The 21533-nt window shown below is 73.6% G+C and carries 19 protein-coding genes; 7 read left to right on the forward strand and 12 right to left on the reverse strand.

The features are described from left to right. Positions 1-15: 15 nt before the first annotated feature. Together ACIGNX_RS19310 and ACIGNX_RS19315 are read left to right on the forward strand one after the other, a co-directional pair. Complete coding sequence (locus ACIGNX_RS19310; RefSeq protein WP_396541833.1) at positions 16-1041, forward strand: NAD-dependent epimerase/dehydratase family protein; 1026 nt, start codon at positions 16-18, stop codon at positions 1039-1041. Continuing rightward, positions 1038-2615 carry a phytoene desaturase family protein gene (locus tag ACIGNX_RS19315; protein ID WP_396541835.1) on the forward strand — a complete coding sequence of 526 codons (1578 nt, stop codon included), beginning with the start codon at positions 1038-1040 and terminating at the stop codon, positions 2613-2615. Before ACIGNX_RS19310 ends, ACIGNX_RS19315 begins: the two co-directional genes overlap by 4 nt. A 235-nt stretch (positions 2616-2850) precedes the next feature. Here the strand turns inward: ACIGNX_RS19315 and ACIGNX_RS19320 are convergent, their stop codons facing one another. The 4 genes from ACIGNX_RS19320 to ACIGNX_RS19335 form a co-directional block, all read right to left on the reverse strand. After that, positions 2851-3291, reverse strand: a complete 441-nt coding sequence (locus ACIGNX_RS19320) for an SRPBCC family protein (RefSeq protein ID WP_396541837.1) — start codon at positions 3289-3291, stop codon at positions 2851-2853. Between the two features lie 45 nt (positions 3292-3336). Further along, a complete protein-coding gene (locus ACIGNX_RS19325) occupies positions 3337-4557 on the reverse strand; it encodes an ABC transporter substrate-binding protein (RefSeq protein WP_396541839.1) in 1221 nt (406 codons plus the stop codon). A 231-nt stretch (positions 4558-4788) separates the two neighbouring features. Then, positions 4789-5322: a LuxR C-terminal-related transcriptional regulator gene (locus tag ACIGNX_RS19330; RefSeq protein WP_396541841.1), complete on the reverse strand. Its 534-nt coding sequence runs from the start codon at positions 5320-5322 to the stop codon at positions 4789-4791. Positions 5323-5435: 113 nt separating this feature from the next. Beyond that, positions 5436-5903 (reverse strand): GNAT family N-acetyltransferase, encoded by a 468-nt coding sequence (locus ACIGNX_RS19335; protein WP_396541843.1) that lies wholly within the window; start codon positions 5901-5903, stop codon positions 5436-5438. Positions 5904-5979: 76 nt separating this feature from the next. Between ACIGNX_RS19335 and ACIGNX_RS19340 the strand changes: the two genes are divergently transcribed. Continuing rightward, positions 5980-6765, forward strand: coding sequence for an enoyl-CoA hydratase/isomerase family protein (locus ACIGNX_RS19340; protein ID WP_396541845.1), 786 nt, complete (start codon positions 5980-5982; stop codon positions 6763-6765). Here ACIGNX_RS19340 and ACIGNX_RS19345 read toward each other — a convergent pair. From ACIGNX_RS19345 to ACIGNX_RS19360, 4 genes are all read right to left on the reverse strand, one after another. After that, positions 6752-7231, reverse strand: coding sequence for an SLATT domain-containing protein (locus tag ACIGNX_RS19345; RefSeq protein ID WP_396541847.1), 480 nt, complete (start codon positions 7229-7231; stop codon positions 6752-6754). The two genes, ACIGNX_RS19340 and ACIGNX_RS19345, sit on opposite strands and share 14 nt — an antisense overlap. 17 nt (positions 7232-7248) lie before the next feature. After that, on the reverse strand, positions 7249-8793 hold the full coding sequence (locus ACIGNX_RS19350) for a serine/threonine-protein kinase (RefSeq protein WP_396541849.1): 1545 nt from the start codon (positions 8791-8793) through the stop codon (positions 7249-7251). A gap of 229 nt (positions 8794-9022) precedes the next feature. Further along, on the reverse strand, positions 9023-11065 hold the full coding sequence (locus ACIGNX_RS19355) for a glycosyltransferase (protein WP_396541851.1): 2043 nt from the start codon (positions 11063-11065) through the stop codon (positions 9023-9025). Between the two features lie 2 nt (positions 11066-11067). Then, positions 11068-11865 (reverse strand): WecB/TagA/CpsF family glycosyltransferase, encoded by a 798-nt coding sequence (locus tag ACIGNX_RS19360; RefSeq protein ID WP_396541853.1) that lies wholly within the window; start codon positions 11863-11865, stop codon positions 11068-11070. Between the two features lie 86 nt (positions 11866-11951). Here ACIGNX_RS19360 and ACIGNX_RS19365 point away from each other — a divergent pair, with 86 nt between their 5' ends. Next, positions 11952-13166 carry an MFS transporter gene (locus tag ACIGNX_RS19365; protein WP_396541855.1) on the forward strand — a complete coding sequence of 405 codons (1215 nt, stop codon included), beginning with the start codon at positions 11952-11954 and terminating at the stop codon, positions 13164-13166. A 40-nt stretch (positions 13167-13206) separates the two neighbouring features. Here the strand turns inward: ACIGNX_RS19365 and ACIGNX_RS19370 are convergent, their stop codons facing one another. The 3 genes from ACIGNX_RS19370 to ACIGNX_RS19380 all read right to left on the reverse strand — a co-directional run bounded on the left by ACIGNX_RS19370 (position 13207) and on the right by ACIGNX_RS19380 (position 16710). Further along, positions 13207-14526 (reverse strand): cytochrome D1 domain-containing protein, encoded by a 1320-nt coding sequence (locus ACIGNX_RS19370; protein WP_396541857.1) that lies wholly within the window; start codon positions 14524-14526, stop codon positions 13207-13209. Positions 14527-14593: 67 nt separating this feature from the next. Next, entirely contained in the window at positions 14594-15853 is a 1260-nt protein-coding gene (locus tag ACIGNX_RS19375) for a hypothetical protein (RefSeq protein WP_396541859.1), read from the reverse strand. After that, positions 15850-16710 carry a glycosyltransferase gene (locus ACIGNX_RS19380; protein ID WP_396541860.1) on the reverse strand — a complete coding sequence of 287 codons (861 nt, stop codon included), beginning with the start codon at positions 16708-16710 and terminating at the stop codon, positions 15850-15852. Before ACIGNX_RS19380 ends, ACIGNX_RS19375 begins: the two co-directional genes overlap by 4 nt. An 80-nt stretch (positions 16711-16790) precedes the next feature. Between ACIGNX_RS19380 and ACIGNX_RS19385 the strand changes: the two genes are divergently transcribed. From ACIGNX_RS19385 to ACIGNX_RS19395, 3 genes are read left to right on the forward strand one after another with little or no spacing between them, the layout of a single operon-like run. Then, on the forward strand, positions 16791-17843 hold the full coding sequence (locus tag ACIGNX_RS19385; RefSeq protein WP_396541862.1) for a glycosyltransferase family 2 protein: 1053 nt from the start codon (positions 16791-16793) through the stop codon (positions 17841-17843). Then, entirely contained in the window at positions 17828-19303 is a 1476-nt protein-coding gene (locus ACIGNX_RS19390) for a lipopolysaccharide biosynthesis protein (RefSeq protein ID WP_396541864.1), read from the forward strand. Before ACIGNX_RS19385 ends, ACIGNX_RS19390 begins: the two co-directional genes overlap by 16 nt. Beyond that, positions 19300-20517, forward strand: coding sequence for a glycosyltransferase family 1 protein (locus ACIGNX_RS19395; protein WP_396541866.1), 1218 nt, complete (start codon positions 19300-19302; stop codon positions 20515-20517). Before ACIGNX_RS19390 ends, ACIGNX_RS19395 begins: the two co-directional genes overlap by 4 nt. A gap of 11 nt (positions 20518-20528) precedes the next feature. Here ACIGNX_RS19395 and ACIGNX_RS19400 read toward each other — a convergent pair whose 3' ends face one another. Beyond that, entirely contained in the window at positions 20529-21488 is a 960-nt protein-coding gene (locus tag ACIGNX_RS19400; protein ID WP_396541868.1) for a TolB family protein, read from the reverse strand. Positions 21489-21533 lie beyond the last annotated feature (45 nt).

Here is a 21533-nt window from a genome sequence, read left to right on the forward strand (position 1 = left end):
GGGTACCCGGCGGCCATGAGGGTCGTCGTCACGGGTGCCAGCGGCAGCGTGGGGACGGCCCTGCGCCGGGTGCTCGCCGACGCGGGCGACGCGGTGGTGGCGATCGCCCGCCGCGTTCCCGCGAATTCACCTGGGTGGGTGAGTTGCGACATCGGCGCGCCGGCCGCCGAAGTGGTCTTGAGCAGGGCGTTCGCCGGGGCGGACGCGGTCGTGCACCTGGCGTGGGCGGTGCAGCCCACGCCGGGTGACCCGCCCATGCGGCGCACGAACATCACCGGTAGCGCGCACGTGCTGCGCGCGGCGGAGCGGGCCGGGGTGCCGCACGTCGTGGTGGCGTCCTCGGTGGCGGCGTACACGCCCGCGTCCCGGCCGGTGGACGAGGAGTGGCCGTGCGGCGGGGTGCCCGGCAGCGCGTACAGCGGGCAGAAGGCCGAGCTGGAGCGGATGCTCGTCGGCCGGACCGGCGTGGCCGTGGTGCGGCCGTGCGCGGTCGTGCAGCCGGACGCGGGCGGTGAGCTGGCCCGGTGGGTGCTGAGCCCGCTGGTGCCCGGCGCGGTCGTGGGACGGCGGTGGCTGCCCGTGCCGCTGTGGCGGGGGCTGCGGGCGCAGGTCGTGCACGCCGAGGACGTGGCGCGGGCGATCCGGCTGCTGCTCGCGCACCGCGCGGAGGGCGCGTTCAACGTCGCCGGCGACCCGCCGCTGGACGCGCGGGAGCTGGCGTCGGCGATGGGCGGGTTCCTCGCGCCGGTGCCGTTCGCCCTGCTGCGGGCGCTGGCGTGGCCCACGTGGCGGTGGGGCGTGCAGCCGTTGCACCCCGGCTGGTTGCGGCTGGCGGCCCGGGCGTCCCTTGTGGACTGCACGCGCCTGCGGGCGCTGGGGTGGGTTCCGCTGCACGAGCCGCGCCGGGCGTTGGCGGAGGCGGTGGCGGCGATCGCGCGAGGGCGTGGGACGTGGGGTCCGCTCGCGCCGCGCGACGTGGGACGGTGGCACGGGCTCGGGATCGGCCGGCCGGTGCGTCAGAGCCAGGGAGACGTGCGTTGAGCGATGTCGTGGACGCGGTGGTCATCGGTTCCGGCCCGAACGGGCTGGTGGCGGCGAACCTGCTGGCCGACGCCGGGTGGGACGTGCTGGTGCTGGAGGCGGCCGACGAGCCCGGCGGCGCGGTGCGGACGGCCGAGCTGACCGAGCCGGGGTTCCGGCACGACCTGTTCAGCGCGTTCTACCCGCTGGGCGCGGCGTCGCCGGTGATCGCCGGGTTGGGCCTGGAGCGGCACGGGTTGACGTGGCGGCGCGCGCCGGAGGTGCTGGCGCACGTGCTGCCGGACGACCGGGCCGTCGTGCTGTCGCAGGACGTGGACCGGACGGCGGCGTCGGTGGAGGCGTTCGGGGCGGGTGACGGTGACGCGTGGCGCGCCGAGTTCGCCCGGTGGCAGCAGGTGCGGTCGCGGCTGGTGGACGCGCTGCTGCGGCCGTTCCCGCCGGTGCGGTCGGGTGCCGGGTTGGTCGCCGAGCTCGGGCTGGGTGGGACGTTGCGGTTCGCGCGGTCGTTCGTGCAGTCGGTGCGGGCGTTCGGGGACGAGCGGTTCTCGGGCGAGGGCGCGCCGTTGTTGTTGGCGGGCAACGCGATGCATACCGACCTGGGGCCGGACCAGGCCGGCGGGGCCGCGTTCGGGTGGCTGCTGTCGATGCTGGGGCAGGACGTCGGGTACCCCGTGCCGGAGGGCGGGGCGGGTGAGCTGACCGGGGCGCTGGTGCGGCGGCTGGGCGGGGTCGTGCAGTGCGGGCGGGCCGTGGACCGGGTCGTGGTGGCCGGTGGGCGGGCGCTCGGGGTGCGTGACGCGGAGGGCGGGTACGTGCGGGCGCGCAAGGCGGTGCTGGCGGACGTGCCCGCGCCGACGCTGTACCTGGGGTTGGTGGGCGAGGAGCACCTGCCGGCGCGGTTGGTGTCGGACCTGGCGGCGTTCGAGTGGGACGACGCGACGATCAAGGTGGACTGGGCGTTGGACCGGCCCGTGCCGTGGACGGCGGAGGGCGCGCGGGGTGCGGGGACCGTCCACTTGGGAGGCGACTTCGACGGGTTGGCCATGTTCAACGCGGAGATCTCGTGCGGCCGGGTGCCGGGGACGCCGTTCGTGATCATGGGGCAGATGACGACGACGGACCCGACGCGTTCGCCGGCGGGCACGGAGACGGCGTGGGCGTACACCCACGTGCCGCGGGGCGAGCGGTGGTCGGAGGACGGGTTGCGGCGGTGCGCGGACCGGGTCGAGGAGCTGGTGGAGCGGCACGCGCCGGGGTTCCGGGGGCTGGTGCGGGCGCGGGTCGTTCAGGGGCCGTCCGACCTGGAGGCGCGCAACCGCAGCCTGGTGGGCGGGTCGATCAACTCGGGGACGGCGGGCATCCACCAGCAGCTGGTGTTCCGCCCGACGCCGGGGCTGGCGCGTGCCGACACGCCGATCGACCGCCTGTACCTGACGTCCGCCTCGGCCCACCCGGGCGGCGGCGTGCACGGCGCTCCGGGCGCGAACGCGGCCCGTGCCGCCCTGTCCCGCAACGCCCTGGCGGGCGACGCCTACCGCCTCCTCGTGTCCACCCTGCAAAAATCCCTCTACTAACCGCGTGAGTCGTCCCTTCAGACCTCGTGAGTCGTCCCTTCAGGACGCGTGAGTCCTACGTTCGGAACGCGAGAGTCCTACGTTCGCGACCCCCGAGTTCAACGCTCAGCGCACGGTGGCGTGACGTGAGCGTTGAACTCGGGGGTCCTGAACGTAGGACTCTCGAGCGCTGAACGTAGGACTCACGCGAGCTGAGGGGACGACTCACGCGAGCTGGAGGTAGGACTCTCGACGGTCAGAGGGTGCCCTGGCGGGTGGCCAGGTCGGCCAGGCGGCGCAGGGTCTCGCGGTTGCGGGGGACCAGGTAGAGGGACTGGACCGCCTCCGGCAGCAGGGCCGCCGGGCCCTTGACGGCCTCCTCGCGCATGGTCACCAGGGTGCCGTCGGCGGTCGGCTCCAGCTCGAACCGGATCCGCGCCGCGCCCAGCGGCCACAGGCGGGCCTCCAGCTCCAGCATCCGCGGCGGGTCGACGTCCAGCACCTTGGTCACGTCCTTCACCGCCACGGGCCACGCGCCGATGCTGTGGTGGATCCGCGTGCCGGTGCCGGGCCACCCCGGGTCGACCTCGCGGATGTGCGCCGCACCCACCACCCAGCCCGCGTACGACCAGCCGTCGGCCAGCACCGCGAACACCCGCTCCACCGACGTGGGCACCGCCCAGCGCACCTCGATCATGCGCCTCGGATTCCCCGCCTGGACCGGCGGAAACAACCCGCGGGGCTACCTGGCGCGCGTCCCCTTCAGCTTCACCAGCTCGGACTCGAACAGGTTGGCGACCACGGCCAGCCCGCCGGGGGTCGCCGGGTCGGGCCGCGACACGTACGACTGCGTCGCCGACGGCCGGCCCACGAGCGAGAACCGCAGCTTCCCGGTGAGGCTCCTGGTGTCCACCTCGTTGGTGTCCTGGAACGCCCGCAGCACGCCGTCCCGGGTCAGGTCGCGCTCGCCGCACGCCTTCTCCAGGATCGCCGCGAACGCCATCCCGATCACGTACCCGTGGTCCACCGACCCCGTCGGCACCAGGTCCGGGTACCGGCGCGTGAACGCCTCGGCCACCGCGCGCGGCCCCGGCAGGTCGGTGGCGAACGGCGCGATCGGTGACACCACCAGCACCCGCTTCACCACGGCCGCCGCCGCGGGCGAGTCGAGGATCGACGGGTCGTACCCCGCCGCGTTCACCAGGAACGGCACGTCCCAGCCCAGCCGCTCGGCGGTGACGACGGCGGTCGCGGTCTGCTGCGGCGACGTGCTGAGGAACACCGCCTTCGCCCCCGCCGCGCGCAGTTCGCCGACCTGCGCGGCCACGTCCGCGGTCTCCGGCACGGCCCTGGCGACCAGCCGCATGCCCCAGTGCTCGGCGGCGAACGCGCTGCCCTCCACCGCGTTGCGCCCGTAGTCGCTGTCCACGTAGACGTGCCCGATGGTGTCGCCCTCGTGGATCGCGCCGGACCGCTTCACGTGGTCCAGCGCGTTGATCACGTCGAGGTCGTAGGTCGTGCCGACGACGACCATGTGCGGGTTGCCGAGCAGGCTCGCCGACCAGGACGCGGGCGCGGCGATGGCGCGGGTCTGCATCAGGTCCGGCTCGATGGCCTCGGTCATCGGCGCGCCGGTGACGTCGATGAACCCGAGCACCTGCGGTTCGAGGTCGAAGTAGGCGTCCAACGCCCGGTTGACGTCGTAGCCGTGGTCGGCCTGCTTCAGCTCGACCTCCCGCCCGCAGATGCCGCCGCGCGCGTTCAGCTCGCTCAGGAACAGCTCGTAGCCCTTGATCCGGATGAGCGAGGTGGCCGAGAACGGTCCGGTCATGTCGGTGAGCACGCCCAGCGAGATCTTGTCGTCCGTGACGCCGGGTCCGGTCTTGACCGGTGGCCGGTCCGGCGTCCCGCAGCCGCCGAGCAGCACCGCCAGCACGGTGGCACCAACCACGAAGCTGCGCATCACCCGGGCCTCCACCGCTCACGTTACCGATGAGTAAGCAGTATTGACAGAGGTCACCCGGATCGCCTAATCATGTGACATACCGCACGGTCGGTGACGTTTTCACCGCCCGTGCGCGCGCTGTTGCCGCGATTGCCACCCGATCAGCCGCATAACGCCGTCGCGGCGCGCAAGAAAGCCACAAGGGCCGACGGGATCGCCCCGTCGGCCCGAGCGTGACCGGTGCCCGTGCTAGAGGTAGGAGCGCTGGCCCCACGGCATCGCCGCGGCGAGCTGGGCCCGCCTGCCGATGTCGAGCTTGCGGTAGATGCGGGTGATGTGGAGCTCGACGGCCCGGGTCGACACCGAGAAGTGCTCGGCGATCTGCCGGTTCGTCATCCCCTCCAACATCATCAGCGCGATCCGGTGCTCGTGCGGCGTCAACGGCTCGCGCGAGCGCGAGTCGGCGCTCTGCCCGTCGCGCGGCCGGACGATGCCCGGCACGCGCTCACCTTCCGGCACACCCAGCAGCACGTGCCACTGGCGTATGCGCACCTCCGCGATCGACTGCGATCGCACGTACGGGTCACCGCGCACCAGGTCCCGGGCAGCGGCGTCGTCCGGTACCTGCACGATCAGCAGCACGCCGGAACCGTCGGCCCAGGGGCCGGTTCCGACGAGCACACCCTGCTCGGCGAGCGGACGCCAATATTCCCGGTGTGCGAGATGAATGGATCTCCGCACCTGGCGCGCATCACGAAATGTCAACTCAACGGCGAAAGCCACTGGACTGATCCCCATTTCATTCCGCGGCCGACTTTCGCCACATACTCAACTGTGGCGTTTATTCACTGTCAAGTGAGACAGATCACAACGGTGATATGGGAACCCGATGGCAGCTATAGCCGCTTTTCGAACCAGTGCTCCGCATAGCGGTCGTCGTTGAACGGCGACACCTCACGGTAGCCGTGCTTGGCGTAGAGCGCTCGCGCTTCGACCAGGTCAGTACGGGTGTCGAGGCGAATGGCCGAAGCGCCAAATGAGACAGCCGCCTCCTCGACCGCGGCGAGCAACGCCGCTCCCCCGCCCGTGCCGCGCGCGGCCGGATCGACGAACATCCGCTTCATCTCCGCCGTTTCGCGGTCTACCAGGCGGAACCCGACGCAGCCTCGCACCGCGCCGCCCCGCCGGCCGACGAAGAAGGCGACGAGGTCGTCGGTCGGGTCGTCGGCGATCGCCCGGTCGACCTCCGCCGGCGTGGCCGGCCGCCCGTAGTACCGGCCGATGATGTCGGTCAGGTAGGTGCGGATCACCGCGACGGCGACGGGGCTGTCAACCGGTTCGGGCTGAACGGTCCAGTAACTCATTGCGAGATTTTCACCCGCGCTGGTCCATTCGGACACCCGGTTTTCGGCATTCCGGACGCGTGTAAAGTCCGGGGCCGTGGCAGCGCAACAGGTCCGGCTGGAGCGCGACGCCGTGGGCCTCGCCGTGCTCACCGTCGACGCTCCCCCGCTGAACCTCTACACCGCCGGGCTGCAGGACCTGCTGGAGGCCGCGGTCGACGACCTGGTCGAACGGCCCGCGCGGGCGCTGCTGGTCCGCTTCGAGGGCAAGGTCGTCAGCGGTGGCGTGGACGTGGGCCTGTTCGCCGCGCAGAAGACGCCGGCGCAGGCCAAGGCGCTGCTGGACCGGATGCTCGACCTGACCGAGCGGGTGGCGGCGCTGCCGTTCCCGACCGTGTTCGCCGCCCACGGGCTGTGCCTGACGTGGGCGTTCGAGGTCGCCATGGCGTGCGACGTCGTGCTGGCCGCGCGGCGGGCGGAGTTCGGGCTGGTGGAGAAGGTCGTCGGGCTGACCCCGACCATGGGCGGCACGCAGCGGCTGGCCGCCCGGGCGGGCGTGGGCCGGGCCAAGGAGTTCGTGATGACCGGCGAGCGCTACGACGCGGAAACGCTGGAGCGCTGGGGCGTGGTCAACCGGGTGCTGCCCGACGAGGGGTTCGACGACGCGGCGCTGGAGTTCACGGTGGCGCTGGCGACCGGGCCCACGCGGGCGCACGCGGCCACCAAGCGGGTGCTGGCGCACTTCGAGAACGGCGGCGTGGCCGAGGCGAACGAGCACGTCACCGCGATCGCGGCCGAGCTGTTCGGCACCGAGGACCTGCGCGGGGCGGTGCGGTCGTTCCTGACCGACGGCCCGGGTCGGGCGACGTTCAGCGGTCGTTGACCCGGCGGAACTCCATCCAACGGGCGTTCTGCTGCTGCCAGACGCCCTGGTACCGGCGGTAGAACGCGTCCACGACCTCCGGGTCGACGTCGGCGGCGGCCGTGGCGGCGAGGTAGTGCGCCACGTCGTCGCGCAGCCGGTTGAACCCGGCCTGCGACTCCTCCATCAGCACCCACAGCGACCGCCAGGCGAAGAACGGCTCCAGCCCGGCGAACACCGTGGACAGCGCCACCAGCGAGAACGCCAGCCCCGTCCAGAAGTCGAGGTCCTGCCAGCCCAGGATGATCGTCGCGGTGGCCGACATCGCCAGCAGGCTCACCTTGAGCGCCACCGAGCGGCGGCGGAAGCCCTCCTTGCGGGAGCGGCCGAACCGGCGCGCGCCCTCCACCCGCTCCAGCAGGTCGAGGGCGAGTTCGTGCGGCGTCAGGCCGGACTTCACGGCCGGGCGCTCCTCGGGCTGCTCCACGTCCGGCATCCTAGGGATCACCGGGGGTCGTAGGCGGCCGATCCGTACCAGGCCAGGGCCGAGCGCAGCTCCACCACGTCCCGGTCGCGGCGCTTGCGGTAGCGCTCGTGGGAGATCGGGTAGACGCGCAGGCCGCCCTTGTGCTTGGTGAAGCTGCCGCGGCCGAGCGTCTCCGGGGTCTTGGCGGCGGGCACGAGCCACACCGTCAGCCACGGCCGGGCGTGGTGCGGCTCGACCTTGACGCGGGCGATCGCGTACCACGGCAGTCGGCGCGACCCGGCGTTGCCGGACAGCGTGATGCCGTCCGGGCCGACGTCCAGCGTGAGCGGCGAGCGGGCGACGCCGACCAGGAGCCGGACGGCGGCCAGCGCGAAGGCCAGGAACGCGATGAACGCGGCCAGCCGCACGACGGCGGGCGCGCCGGCGGCGGGGTCGGAGATGGAACCCGTGACGACGGCCGCGAGCACGTTCGCGCCCGCCCAGCTCAGGCCCACCGCGCGGGAGGTCTTGAACCGCACGCCGGTGGGGCGGACCTCCGTGCGCACGGGTTCGGCGCGCACCGGCGTCGGGGCGTTCGTGGCCTGGGGTGCCACGACGGCCGGGGGTGCGACGACGGCCGGGGGCGTGACGAGGGTCGGGGGCTTGGGCGGCGGGTCGTCCACCATCACCCTGGTCGGCGGCTTGGCGGGCAGCTTGCTCAGCTCGGTGTGCCGCTGCTCGACCATGGTGCGCACGCGTGCGGGGAGCCAGGACGGCTCGGCGGAGGGCGGGCCGATGGCCTCCAGCAGGCGTGCGGGCGTGGGCCGGTGCGCCGGTTCGCGGACCAGGCACGGCACGATCAGCGGAACCAGGCCCGGCGGCACGCGGGACAGGTCCGGCTCCTGGTGGACCACCCGGTACACCAGGGCGGACGTGGCGCCCTCACCGAACGGCCCACCGCCGGTCGCCGCGTAGACCAGCACCGAGCCCAGCGCGAACACGTCGCTCTGGGCGGTGATCTGCCGGCCGACGACCTGCTCGGGCGAGAGGTAGCCGGGCGTGCCGAAGACGATGCCGGCTTCGGTGAGCGCCGAGTGCTCCAGCGCCCGGGCGATGCCGAAGTCGATCACGCGCGGGCCGTCGTCGGCCAGCAGGACGTTCGACGGCTTGAGGTCGCGGTGGACCAGGCCGGCGCCGTGGATCGCGACCAGCGCCTCGGCCAGCCCGCCGGCGAGGCGGCGCACGGCGCGTTCGGGCAGGGGGCCGTGGTCCTCGACGGCCTGCTGGAGGCTCGGGCCGGCGATGTACTCGGTGGCCATCCACGGCCGTTCGGCGTCGGGGTCGGCGTCCACGACGGTGGCGGTCCAGAAGCCGCCGACCGCGCGGGCCATCTCGACCTCGCGGCGGAAGCGCTCGCGGAACTGCGGGTTGTCGGCCAGCTCGGCGCGCGCGACCTTGACCGCGATCGGCCGCCCGCCGCGTGACCGCGCCAGGTAGACCGACCCCATCGCGCCGCGGCCGAGGGCGGCGAGCAGCGTGTAGTCGCCGATCCGCGACGGTGCGTTCGGGGGCAGTGGCTGCACGACACCCACACTAGATGTGCCGGCCGCCCGGGTTGGCCGGGACGGCCCGGTTCGCGGCGCAACACACAGCCGCGCAACCTCGGGCTCGGTCGCGGAGTCGAGGGTGCCTCAGGGCCGGGTCACGTGTCCTGAGCGTTGAACTCGGGGGTCCTGGATGTAGGACTCACGAGGCGCGAACGTAGGACTCACGAGGTCTGGAGGTACGACACACGGGACGTGGGGGTGGGACTCACGGGGTGGTCAGGGCCAGGAGGGTGCGGGTGCGGGACCGCCAGGAGTGGGGTTGGACGGAGGCGCGCAGGGCGGCGGGCGGTCGCAGGGGGCCGGTGGCCAGGGTGATCCGCAGCGCGTCCACGAACTCCGAGTGCGACCGGGCGGCGCGGACCCGGTCGGTGTAGCCGGCCAGCTCGGCGAAGTCCGTGCTGACCACCGGGAGGCCCAGCGCCAGGTACTCCTTCAGCTTGATCGGGTTGGACCGCTTGATCCAGTCGTTGTCCTGCCAGGGCATCACGGCCACGTCGAACGCCGAGCCGTAGGCCGGGACGAGGCCGTAGTCGCGGAAGCCCAGCCAGTGCACGTTCGGGTACTTGTCGAAGCGCTCCATCGGGTGCGTGGCGTCGCCGATCAGCACCAGGGACGCGTGCGGCAGCTCGACGGCGACGCGTTCGATCAGGTCGAAGTCCACCACGAAGTCGTCCAGCGCGCCGAAGAAGCCGATGCGGGGGCCGGGGATCGCCCGCACGTCCTCCGGCCACTCGTGCTCCGGCCGGGGCGTGAAGTGGTCGACGTCCACGCCGTGGTCGAGGAAGAACGCCCGCGAGCCGGTGCGCGGCAGCTCCTCCTCCATCAGCGCGTGGCTGACGTACACGACGTGGTCGGCGTTGGCCAGCAGCCGCTCCTCCAACGCCTCGATGGACGCGCGGTCGGCCTCCGGGAAGTCCGAGTGCCGGTCCGAGCGGTTGAACACCAGGCTGCGCCGGCGCATCGGCGCGACCACGTCCCACGCGGTGGGGATCGTCACCATGATCACCGGCGTGCGCAGCCGCAGGGCCGCCGCCACCAGCCGCACCTGGGCGCGGACCAGGACGGCGTTGACCCGGCGCAGGAACGGCGAGCCGTAGAACGGCAGCGGCAGCGGCGACATCACGTAGAACTCCGGCAGCGGCCGGCGCACGAACTTCGCCACGCTGCGCAGCTTGCGCAGGATGCGCCGGGCCACGTGGGTGCTGTTGCCCCGGGTCGGCATCCGCATCCCGATGCTGTTGACCACGAGCACCCGGCGGTGCGCGGCCATCGACCGCATCAGCTGGAAGTCCGAGTGCGCCCGGTTGTGGTACCACCAGTCCTGCGCCGAGAAGCAGATCCAGCCCGGCTCGTCGCCCGCGCCGGGGCGCTGCGGCCACCTCCGCCAGCGCAGCAGGTCGCGCACGGCCGTGCGGTGCTTCACGCCGCGCGGCAGCCGCAGCAGCTCGTTGAGCAGCACGGCCCACCACATCGCGAACGCGGCCACCCGGCCGCGCCGCTCGCGGACCATCCGGACGCGGTTCGTGGTGGCCATCGACCACAGCACCGGCGACGTGGACTGCTCGCCGCCGAGGTGCACGGCCCGCGCCCGCGGCTCGTAGCGGACCGCGTAACCGCGCTCGCCCGCCCGCAGCATGTACTCGGTCTCCTCGGAGTACAGGAAGTACCGCTCCTCCAGCACCCCGGTCGCTTCGCGCGCCTCGCGCGAGATCAGCCAGGCCGCGCCGGTCGCCCAGTCGGCCGTGCCCGCCGTCTCGTACCGGACGGGGTCGACCACCAGCTCGCCGAGCGCCTCGGACCGGCCGGCGCGCGGGCCGCCGAGGACCGCCTCGCCCAACGCGCGCACCGGGTTCGGCGCGCGCCGCAACGACAGCTGCGGCGCGCCGTCGGGGCCGGCCAGGCGCGGCACGGCGATGCCGGTGCCGGGCAGGGCGAGGGCGGCGCGCAGCAGCACGACGGCGTCCCGGTGCAGCCGCACGTCCGGGTTGAGCACCAGCACGTCGCAGTCCGGCGCGGCGGCGAACCCGGCGTTGACCCCGGCGGCGAAGCCGTCGTTGGTCGCCCGCGCCACGACCCGCGCGTGCGGCGCGACGCGGGCGACGACCTCCAGCGTGGCGTCGGTCGAGGCGTTGTCGACCACCACCACCCGGCTGTCCGGGACGGACTCCAGCGCCGCGGCCACCGACCTGAGGCAGTCCTCGACCACCTCGGCGCTGTGGTAGGTCACGACGACGACGGCAAGCGGCACTTCTACTCCCCGGTCTGGGTGGCGGCCGAGCGGCGGAACCGGGTGCGCAGCGCGCCCCCGAGCAGGCGGAACGCGAACGGCAGGTCGTCTCGCAGGTAGCGCTTGGCCAGGCGGCGCGGTTCCAGCGCGAGCCGGTGCAGCCACTCCGCGCCGAGCTTCTGCACGACGCCGGACGCGCGGCGGAACTCGCCGGCGGCCATCGGGATGCCCGCGCCGCAGCCGAGGAACCACGACCGCGGCAGCTCCGCGCGCAGCAGCCGGATCAGCCGCTCCTGCTTGGGGAAGCCCAGGCCGACCAGCACCAGGTCCGGCTTGGCCTCCACGACCTTGGCCACGGTCTCGGCGGTGGCCTCGGGGGAGGCGTCGAACCCGAACGCCGGCGAGTCGGTGCCCGCGACGAGCAGCCCGGGGAAGCGGGACCGCAGCACGTCGGCGGCCTTCTCCGGCACGCCCGGCTCGCCGCCGAGCAGGTAGACCGAGCGGCCCTCGCGGGCGGCGGCCTCGGCGAGGGTGAACACCAGCGACGACCCGGTGACGCGTTCGGGCATCGGGACGCCCGCGAGCCTGCCCGCCCAGACGACCGGCATGCCGTCGGCGACGACCAGCTCGGACTCGGCGATCAACGCGGCGAGTTCGGGGCGGCGGGTCGCGGCGCGCACGATGTCCACGTTGGCGGTGACGATCGCCCCGCCCTCGGCCCGCCGCCACGCGCCCACGACGTGGTCGGCGACACCGGACTCTCGGACGGACCACACGTCGACGGCGCCCACGCGGACGCGGGGCTGCGGGATGTCCGGCATACCCGCGTCATCGGGTTCCGGGTGGTCCCCGTTACGACGGTCCCGACCACCGGTAACGGTCACCGCCCGTGACCGATAACGGGTGCATGTACGTTGCGTCCGCCCGGCCGCGGGAGCGGGTCAGGGGTCGGGTACCCGGCACCGTGGTCGCCCTGGGCGCGGTGAGCCTGCTGACCGACGTCTCGGCCGAGATGGTCACCGCCTTCATGCCGGTCTACCTGCTGTTCACGCTCAACATGGGCTACGCGCAGTTCGGCGTGCTGGACGGACTGTACACGGGCGCGACGGCGGTGCTGCGGCTCGTCGGCGGTCACGTCTCGGACCGCACGCACCGGCACAAGGCGGTCGCCGCGGTCGGTTACGGGCTGTCGGCGGTGACGAAGCTCATCTTCCCGGTGGTGGGCGCGTCGGCGCTCGGGATCGGCGCGGCGATGGCGGCGGACCGGGCGGGCAAGGGCCTGCGGACCGCGCCGCGGGACGCGTTGATCTCGCTGGCCACCCCGCCGGACCGGCTGGGCGCGGCGTTCGGTCTGCACCGGAGCATGGACACGGTGGGCGCGCTGCTCGGGCCCCTGGTGACGTTCCTGCTGCTGTACGCGATCGGCACGGTCGCGGGCCCGGTGTTCGCGGTGAGCGCGTGCTTCGCCGCGGTCGGGTTGATCGTGCTGGTGGCGTTCGTGCGGGAGAACCCGGCGCCGGTGACGACCGGGCCGCGTCCCTCGGTGCGGGCGGGGCTCGCGCTGCTGCGGGAGGCGGGCTACCGGCGGCTCGCGGTCGGCGCGGCCGTGCTGGGCCTGGCGACGCTGTCGGACGCGTTCGTGTTCATCCTGGTGCAGAAGGCGACCGACGCGCCGCTGCACCTGCTGCCGCTGCTGCCGCTGGGCACGGCGCTGGTGTTCCTCCTCGCCGCCGCGCCGGTGGGCCGCCTGGCGGACCGCGTCGGCCGGTGGCCGGTGTTCCTCGGCGGGCACGTGCTGCTGCTGGCGGTGTACGTGCTGCTGCTGGCTCCCGGCACCGGTTACGCCGGCGTCGGCGCGGCCCTGGTGCTGCACGGCCTCTTCTACGCCGCCACGGACGGAGTCCTGTCCGCCCGGGTCAGCGCGCTCGTGCCGGAGTCGCTGCGGGCGTCGGGGTTGGCGGTGGTGCAGACGGGGCAGGCGCTGGCGCGGCTCGTGTCGTCCGTGGCGTTCGGCCTGCTGCTCCAGCACGCCGCGTTCGGCGCCGCCGTCGGCACGGCGATCGGTTCCCTGCTCGTGGCCGTCGCGGTGGCGTGGCGGCTGAACGCCGCCGGCGGGCGCTGACGCCTGGCCGACCCCTGCCCCGGGCCGGCCAGGCGCCCGGTCAGAGCAGCCCGATCCCGCCGTGCGCCGCGGCGCGGCCGTGGGTCGGGTCGCCCGCGTACCCGGCCGTGTAGCCCTGGAGCAGGGTCGACAGGCCGACCAGCAGCGGCACGGTGGCGTCGCACTGCGCCTTGCCGGACGCGTTCGTGGTCGCCGTGCACAGCGGGTGTCCCTTGACCGTGCGGAACGAGACCACCTTGCCGACGACCGGGTTGCCGGTGTGCGCCTCGGTGAGCGTCGCGTCCAGCCCGCGCACGGTGAAGCCGAGCAGGCGCAACTGGAGCTGCGCCGAGCCCGCCTCGAGCTCGGTCGGCGCCGGCGGGACGGCGTGGACCGCGATGCCGACCGGGTTGGCGCCCACGGGCACCACGCCGACGACGGACAGGGTCGCGGTGTCCACGACGGACACCGTGCCGCTGTTGTAGTTGGTCACGTACGCCTTGCCGCCGTCGGGCGTCAGGGCCACGCTGATCGGCCGGTTGCCGACGGGGACCCGCGCGACCGGCGCGAGGGTCGCGAGGTCGACGACGGACACGTCGTGGCCCTCGCTGTTGGTCACGTACGCCCGCGCGCCGTCCGGCGAGATCGCCACGCCGTGCGGGATGAAGCCGACCGGCACGGTGCCCACCACCGCGTTGGACGCCGTGTCGACCACGGCCACGTTGTTGGAGAACTTGTTGACCACCACGAGCTTCGCGCCGTTCGGCGTGACCGCCACCGCGGTCGGCGTGTCGCCGGTCGGGATGTCGGTGACCGCGGTGTTGGTGGTGGTGTCCACGACGGTCACCGTGCCCGCGCCCACCACGTCGTGCGCCACGTACAGGCGCCGGCCGTCGGGGGTGATCGCGATGCCGTCCGCGTTCGCACCCACCGGGATGGTCTCGGTGGTCGTCAACGTCGCCGCGTCCACCACCGACACCGTGCCCGCCGCGTAGTTGGACACGTACACGTGCCCGCCGGACGGCGACACCACGACACCGGCCGGCCCGTCGCCGACCGGCACCGCCGCGTCCACGGTGTTGGTCGGCGTGTCGATGACGGTCAGCGTGTCGTCGCGCACGTTCGTCACGTAGCCGCGCGTGCCGTCGAACGCCACCCCGACGCCGTAGGGCGAGTCGCCCGCGGAGTCGAGGAGCGTGGTCGTGACGGCGTTCGTGGCGGTGTCCAGCACCGACACCCCGCCGCCGTTGTTGGCGACGTAACCCAGCACGCGCACCGGGTCCTGCGCCGCCGCCGTCCCGGCCGGCCCGAGCAGCAGCGCCGCTCCCAGCACGAGCGCGCCGCACGTCGCCGGCGCCTTGCGGATCTGTCCGAGCAGCACTGTCGACCTCCAGGGGTTCGGGTCCCGCAGTGCCCCGGTCGGAGGGGAGCGCTGCGCCGTCAGCCGGTCAGAACCGGTACACGTGGACCTGGTACGGACCGAAGTCGTCCACGATCCGGCCGTCCGCGATCGGCACGGTCCGGTCCTCGCCCACCACGACCGCCGTGCCCGACGGCACCGGCACGGTGAGCGCGACGCGGGCGGCGCGGCTGCGCGGGTCGTCCTTGGTGCCGTCGGTCTGCGCCAGCACCCACCGCTCACCGCCCACCTGCTTGTGCAGCACCGCGACCGGGGTGCCGTTGTCGGCGAGCGCCGTCACGCCCGGCAGGTTCGGCGCGTTGAGCACCGGGGCCAGGGACTTCAGCCGCGCGTTGACGGCGGCGACCCGGGCGGTGATCTCCGGCCTGGTCAGCACGCTGCTGTACTCGCCGGTGCCGTCGGTGTAGAAGCTGTGGGCGAAGTAGTTGACGCCCGTGGCGCCGTGCAGGACGGTGTTCCACACGGCCGATTCGAGCTGGTCCGGTTGGATGATCTCGCCGCGGTCGTGCGGGTGCCCGGTCTCCACGAACCCGTACAGCGGCTTGTCCGGCCCGCACCACTTGCGCATGGTGTCGATCACCTGCCCGTAGCTGTACGCGCCGACGGTGTGGTTGCGGTCGGGGTGCGTCCAGGCGTAGTAGTCGGCCGACGCGATGTCCGCGGCCGAGCAGTACGTCCGCATGTCCTGCTCGTAGGACTGCTCGACGTGGCCGTAGCCGACCTCGCCGGTCGGCGTGCCCATCCACGGGCTGAAGTTCAGGTAGGTCGGGCGGGTCGGGTCCTTGGCGCGCACCGCGTCGGCGGCCTTCAGGATCGCCGAGGGCTGCATGTCGGGGTGGAACACGTCGCCGTACACCTTGGTCATGTCCGGCTCGTCGGCGATCAGGTAGCCGACGTAGTTGCGGGCGTGCGCGGTGTCGGCCAGCACGTCGTCCACGCGGGTGCCGTCCACGTACACGCGCCAGTCGGTCTCCTGGAGGCCCTCCTGGCGCAGGTGCCACCACTCGTCCTCCCACAGCCCGATGCCGACGTCGATGCCGATCTTCGGGAAGGCCCGGCCGAGCTTCTCGCCGTTCTCGACGCCGGACGGGTCCTGCATCCACACGGTGATCGGGAACACCGCCGGGTCGCCCGCGGGGTTGGGCCCGTTGACCCACTTCTTGTAGTAGTCCACCGACGGGATGGTGAGGAGGGGCGGCGCCCCCGGGCCGACCGGCTGCCGCGCTTCGGCGGTGCACGCGGTCAGGGCCAGCGCGAGTGCCGCCACCGCGGCCGTGCCGCGCCTCACCTGGTCGTCCGGGCGCGGCCGCGCGCGGCCAGCAGCCGCTTCGCCCGCTCGAAGCCGTCGGGGCCGAGCAGCCGCTGCGCCGCCGTCTTGGCCAGGTACCGCGCGCCGTCGCGGGCCGTGCGCAGCGGGTGGCCGACGAAGCGGTCCCGGACCAGCACTCCCCCGGCGGGCTCCGGCACGTCGTCCAGCGCCGCGCCGAACAGCGACCGGTGCGGCGCGGGCGACACCAGCCTGCCGCGGGTGCGGTTGCTCACGTTGCCGCCGTGCACGACCTGGAGCCACCCGGGCGGCCCGCCCAGCGAGACCACCTCGGCGTGCCGGTGCAGCCGGTTGTGCCAGTCGGCCCAGCACGTGACCGGCGCGTCCCAGCTCTCCCGCATCGAGGCGAACGCGTTGTCCGGGTCGTGGTGGGCGAACAGCCCGGTCGGGCTCTTGACCAGCCCGTTCGCCAGGTAGAGGGCCGTGCGGCGGCCCGTGGGGCGGTCGGCCTGGAGCCGGGCCACGAAGTCGGCGGCCAGGCCGTCGTCGTTGTCGAGGTTGGTGGTGATCAGGTGCTCGCCCCTGACCGGGAAGAGCTTCGAGATGTCCTCGATCAGCTCCTCGCGGCTGACCTGCGTGCGGAACACCGGCGTGTAGGCGTCGCCGTGCGCCTCGATGCGGTCCTTGAGCCACCGCGGGCTCTCGGGGTCGAAGTAGATGAGCCACCGGAAGTCCGACGACGTCTGCGCCGCCACCGACGGCAGGCAGTAGCGCTCGAACAACGCGACGCGTTCGGTCAACCACCCCTCCCGCGCCCGCACGACGCTCTCCGCGCCGACGGACGGGAGGTTGAAGCGCGTCAGCACGACGTGGTCCATGGAACCCCTTCCCTCAGTCCCGTACATCGGGATCGGGGCCGCGCCGTTAACGATCGGCGGTCGCGCACGATGAGTAGGTCGTGACTGAGCCCCCGGCACGACCAACGGTCGACGTCGTCATCCCCTGCTACAACTACGCGCGGTTCCTGCGGGCGTGCGTGAAGAGCGTGCTCGACCAACCCGGCGTCGACGTGCGGGTGCTGATCATCGACGACACGTCGACCGACGAGACGCCCGAGGTGGTGGCCGAGCTGGTGCGGCAGGACCCGCGCGTCGAGGGCCGCCGCCACGAGGTCAACCAGGGCCACATCGCGACCTACAACGAGGGCCTGCTGGAGTGGGCCAAGGCCGACTACACCGTGCTGCTGTCCGCCGACGACCTGCTGGCGCCGGGCGCCCTCGCCCGTGCCGCCGAGGTCTTCCAGGCGCACCCGAACGTCGGCATGGTGTACGGGCGGGTCGTGTACTACACCGACCACGACGCCCTGCCGTCCGTGGTCGCGCCGCCCGCGGGCACCACGGTGTGGTCCGGTGTGGACTGGATCGAGGCGCGCTGCCGCACCGCGCAGAACGTGCTGTCCTCGCCCGAGGCGGTGGTGCGCACGTCGGTGCAGCAGCGGGTCGGCGGCTACCGGCCGGACCTGCCGCACGCGGGCGACCTGGAGATGTGGATGCGGATCGCCGCGGTGTCCGACATCGGGTACGTGCGCGGCAAGCCCGCCGCCTACTACCGCGTGCACCAGCAGAGCATGATGCGCACCCGGTTCTCGTCGCTGTTCGCCGACCTGGAGCAGCGGCGGGCGGTGTTCGAGCGGTTCTTCGCCGACCACCCCGACCTGCCGCCGCGGCTGCGGGCGCTGGCCAACCGCGCGGTCGCCAAGGACGCCCTGTGGCGGGCGGTGCGCGCGTACGACCGGGACCGGCTCGACGAGATCCCGGTGGACGAGCTGGTGGTGTTCGCCCTGCACGCGTACCCCGACGCGGTGCGGCTGCCCGAGTACCGGGCGCTGAAGCGGCGGCAGGCGTTCGGGCCGAAGGTGTGCAGCCGCACGCAGCTGTTCCTGGGCAGCCACCTCGCCAAGCGCGGGGCGGGCCTGGTGGGCAAGCAGGTCTGGAAGTGGCGCGGCCAGTGACCGCCGACGTGGGGCCGCCCGGGGCCGTCGAGCGCCCGGAGCTGCGGCGACGGGTCGGTTCGGCGATCCGGTGGAGCGCGGTCAACAGCCTCGTGCAGCGGTTCGGCCAGGTCGGCGTCGGCGTGCTGCTGGCCAGGCTCATCGCGCCCGAGCAGTTCGGCGTGTTCGCCGTGGCGCTCGTGGTGCTCAACATCGTGATGAGCGTCAGCGAGATGGGCGTGAGCGTCGCCCTGGTCCGCACCGAGCGGCCGGTCGGGGAGCTCGCGCCCACGGTGACGACGCTGTCCATCGCCTCCGGCGCGCTGCTCGCGCTGCTGTGCGTGGTCGGGGCGCCGTGGTTCGCGCGGGCCATGGACACGCCCCAGGCCACCGGTGTGATCCAGCTCATGGCGCTGTCGCTGGTGGTGGCGGGCGCGTCCGCGGTGCCGGGCGCGTTGCTGCAGCGCGAGTTCCGGCAGGACCACAAGTTCGCCGCCGACACGTCGGCGTTCGTCGTCGGCACGGCCGTGGTGGTGGTGCTGGCGCTGCTCGGGTTCGGCGCATGGAGCCTGGCGTGGTCGCGGATCGCCACGAACCTGGTGGCCGCCGCGGTCATGTTCGCCTACACGCCGAAGCGGTACCGGCCGGGCTTCGACGCCGCCGAGGCGCGCGGGCTGCTGGCGTTCGGGCTGCCGCTGGCGGGTGCCAGCCTGCTCGTGTTCGGCGTGCTCAACGTCGACTACATCGTCGTCGGCGGCATCCTCGGCACGGTGCCGCTGGGCTTCTACCTGCTGGCGTTCAACCTCGCGAACTGGCCCGTCGGCGCGTTCTCGCAGCCGGTGCGCAGCGTGTCGCTGGCCGCGTTCTCGCAGGTCCGGGACGACCCGGAGCTGTTCTCTCGGACGTTTGCCCGCGCGCTGCGGCTGCTCGCGCTGGTGACCGTGCCCGCGTGCGTGCTGCTGGCGGCGCTGGCCGACCCGCTCGTGCGCACGGTGTACGGCGAGCGGTGGGCGCCGGCCGCGCAGGCGTTGGCCCTGCTGGTGCTGCTCGGGGCGCTGCGGGTGGCGCTGGAGCTGGGCTACGACTACCTGGCCAGCGCCGGGCGGTCGCGGGCCATCCTGGTGATCCACCTGGTGTGGCTGGTGGCCCTCGTGCCGCTGCTCGCGCTGGGCGCGCACCTGGACGGCATCCGGGGCGTGGCGCTGGCGCAGAGCGTGGTGGTGCTGGCCGTGGTCGTGCCCGCGTACCTGGTCGCGTTCCGGCCCTACGGGTTGCGGGCGCGGGCGCTGGGAGCCGCCCTGGCCCGCCCGGTGCTCGGCGGTGTGGTGATGGTCCTGGTGGCGTCGGGCGTGCAGTGGCTCGTCGACGACGCCCTGGTGCGGCTGCTGGTCGGCGGCGCGGCGTCGTCGCTGGCGTACGCGGCCGTGGTGTTCCCCCTGCGCCACGAGGTGCTGGGCCTGGTGCGGAGGAGTGGCGCGTGAAGGTCGTCCAGCAGTTGCGGCGTCGGGCGCACCAGGTCACGCGCATCGTGCGCGAGCAGGGTGTGCGCCAGGTCGGCGCGCGGGCGCTGGGGCGCGCGGCGCGGCGGTTCGGCGCGGACGCCGAGGTGTTCCCGGTGCGGCTGGAGGACGTGCGCGCGGCCGACCTCGGCGTGCGGCGGCCGGTGGTCGTGCCGCCGGTCGGGGCGGACGGTCGGCTGACCGTGAACTGGATCAGCACGCCGCCGTCCCCCGGTTCGGGCGGGCACACCACGATGTTCCGGCTGATCGAGCACCTGGAGTCGCTGGGGCACACGTGCCGGCTGTACCTGTACGACGTGTACGGCAGCCGCGCGGCGGACCACGAGCCGGTGATCCGCTCGGCGTTCCCCGGCTTCCGCGGCCCGGTGCGCGACGTGCTGGACGGGATGGCCGACGCGCACGCCGTGTTCGCCACCGCGTGGATGACGGCCTACCCGGCGTTCAACGACCCGTGCGCGGGCAAGCGGTTCTACCTCGTGCAGGACTACGAGCCGTGGTTCTTCCCCGTGGGCGGGCTGTCGGCGCTGGCGGAGAACACCTACCGGATGGGGTTCCACGGCTTCACCGCCGGCCGGTTCCTGGCCGGGAAGCTGCGCGACGAGACGGGGATGGCGGCCGACTCGTTCGACTTCGGCTGCGACACCGACCGCTACCACCTGCGCGAGGGCGTGCCGCGCGACGGCGTGGTGTTCTACGCGCGCCGGCTCGCGCCCCGCCGGGCCATCGAGGTCGGGTTGCTGGCGCTGGAGGTCTTCGCCGAGCGGCACCCGGACGTGGTGATCCACACCTACGGCGAGAAGATCGGGTCGCTGGGCCCGCGGCACGTGGACCACGGCCTCGTCACGCCCGACCGGCTCAACGACATCTACAACCGGTGCTACGCCGGTCTCACGCTGTCCATGACGAACGTCTCGCTCGTGCCGCACGAGATGCTGGCCGCGGGCTGCCTGCCGGTGGTCAACGACGCACCGCACAACCGGGTCGTGCTGGACAACGAGCACGTCCGCTACGCGCCGGCCACCCCGCACGACCTGGCCCGGGCGCTGTCGGACGTGGTGACCCTGCCGGACTTCGGCGCGGTCGCGCGGGCCGCGTCCGGCAGCGTGTCCGGGCGGTCGTGGGACGCGGCCGGGCACGACCTGGAGAAGGTGCTCCGGCGGGAGCTGTCGACCTGAGCGGGCGGGTCTCAGGCGGGGGACGGGGACGCGGCGTCGGGGATCACCAGCGCCGCGGCGGCCGAGCCGTCGGCGGGCACGACGTGGATCGCGGCGAGCTTCGCGTCCCTCGGCACGGCGGCGAAGGCGATCCGCCGGTCGTCCAGCCACGTCGCCTGGTCGTCCACCCCGGCCGTGCCCGGCAGCCTGCGCTCCTCGCCGGTCCGCAGGTCCAGCACGGCCAGGTCCCACGGCCCGAGCCTGCCGATGCGCTTCTTGTAGGCGACCCTCGTGCCGTCCGGGGACAGCGACGGGCACTCGGCGTCACGGCGCAGCGACTCCAGGCGGCGGTCCGCCAGGTCGCCCTTCACCAGCCACGTGTAGCCGCCGGAGGCCAGCGTCGCGTAGAACGTGCGGTCGTCCGCGCCCACGGTCAGGCCCCAGTAGTTCACGTCCTGCGCGCCGTGCGGCTGCCCGTCGACCACGGCGGAGAAGCCCTCCAGCGACTCGACCACCTCGCCGGTGCGCAGGTCGAAGAACCCGGTCCGGGTGGAGAAGCCGCCGGGCACCGAGTACGAGTCGCCGGTGACGAACGACGTCCACGAGACCACCTGGCCCGACGCCGAGACCTTCGCCCGGCTGGGCACGCCCGGCAGCGGCACGGTCCGCACCACGGCCCCGTCCCGCGACACCTCGGCGGCGTAGGTCGGGCCCGGCCCGGCCAGCTTCAGGCACACCGTCGTGCCACCCGCGCGGTAGACCCGCTGGCACGTCAGCGGAGTCGCGCTGCGGGCGGCGGGCTCGGCCAGCCGCACCTGCTCGACGCGGCTGCGCCCGTCCGCCAGGGCCACGAACACCAGGTCGCCGTCGACCTCGGCCGCCGGCGCCGCCGAGGTGTCCCGCACGACCGACGTCACGTAGCCCACCCCGGCCGCGACGACCAGTACGATGGCCGCGACGGCGAACACGACCCGCCGGTAGCCCAAGTCCATCACCACCTGTAACGACTAGGCGCGAGTCGGCCGATTTCAGAGTAA

This window comes from Actinosynnema sp. NPDC053489 (assembly GCF_044544865.1).
Taxonomy (GTDB): domain Bacteria; phylum Actinomycetota; class Actinomycetes; order Mycobacteriales; family Pseudonocardiaceae; genus Actinosynnema.

Bases quoted from the DNA above. Each gene is read 5' to 3' on its own strand.
- ACIGNX_RS19335 (WP_396541843.1), bottom strand. From the start codon at position 5,903: ATGAGTTACTGGACCGTTCAGCCCGAACCGGTTGACAGCCCCGTCGCC.
- ACIGNX_RS19380 (WP_396541860.1), bottom strand. From the start codon at position 16,710: ATGGACCACGTCGTGCTGACGCGCTTCAACCTCCCGTCCGTCGGCGCG.
- ACIGNX_RS19320 (WP_396541837.1), bottom strand. From the start codon at position 3,291: ATGATCGAGGTGCGCTGGGCGGTGCCCACGTCGGTGGAGCGGGTGTTC.
- ACIGNX_RS19310 (WP_396541833.1), top strand. From the start codon at position 16: ATGAGGGTCGTCGTCACGGGTGCCAGCGGCAGCGTGGGGACGGCCCTG.
- ACIGNX_RS19400 (WP_396541868.1), bottom strand. From the start codon at position 21,488: ATGGACTTGGGCTACCGGCGGGTCGTGTTCGCCGTCGCGGCCATCGTA.
- ACIGNX_RS19365 (WP_396541855.1), top strand. From the start codon at position 11,952: ATGTACGTTGCGTCCGCCCGGCCGCGGGAGCGGGTCAGGGGTCGGGTA.
- ACIGNX_RS19325 (WP_396541839.1), bottom strand. From the start codon at position 4,557: ATGCGCAGCTTCGTGGTTGGTGCCACCGTGCTGGCGGTGCTGCTCGGC.
- ACIGNX_RS19360 (WP_396541853.1), bottom strand. From the start codon at position 11,865: ATGCCGGACATCCCGCAGCCCCGCGTCCGCGTGGGCGCCGTCGACGTG.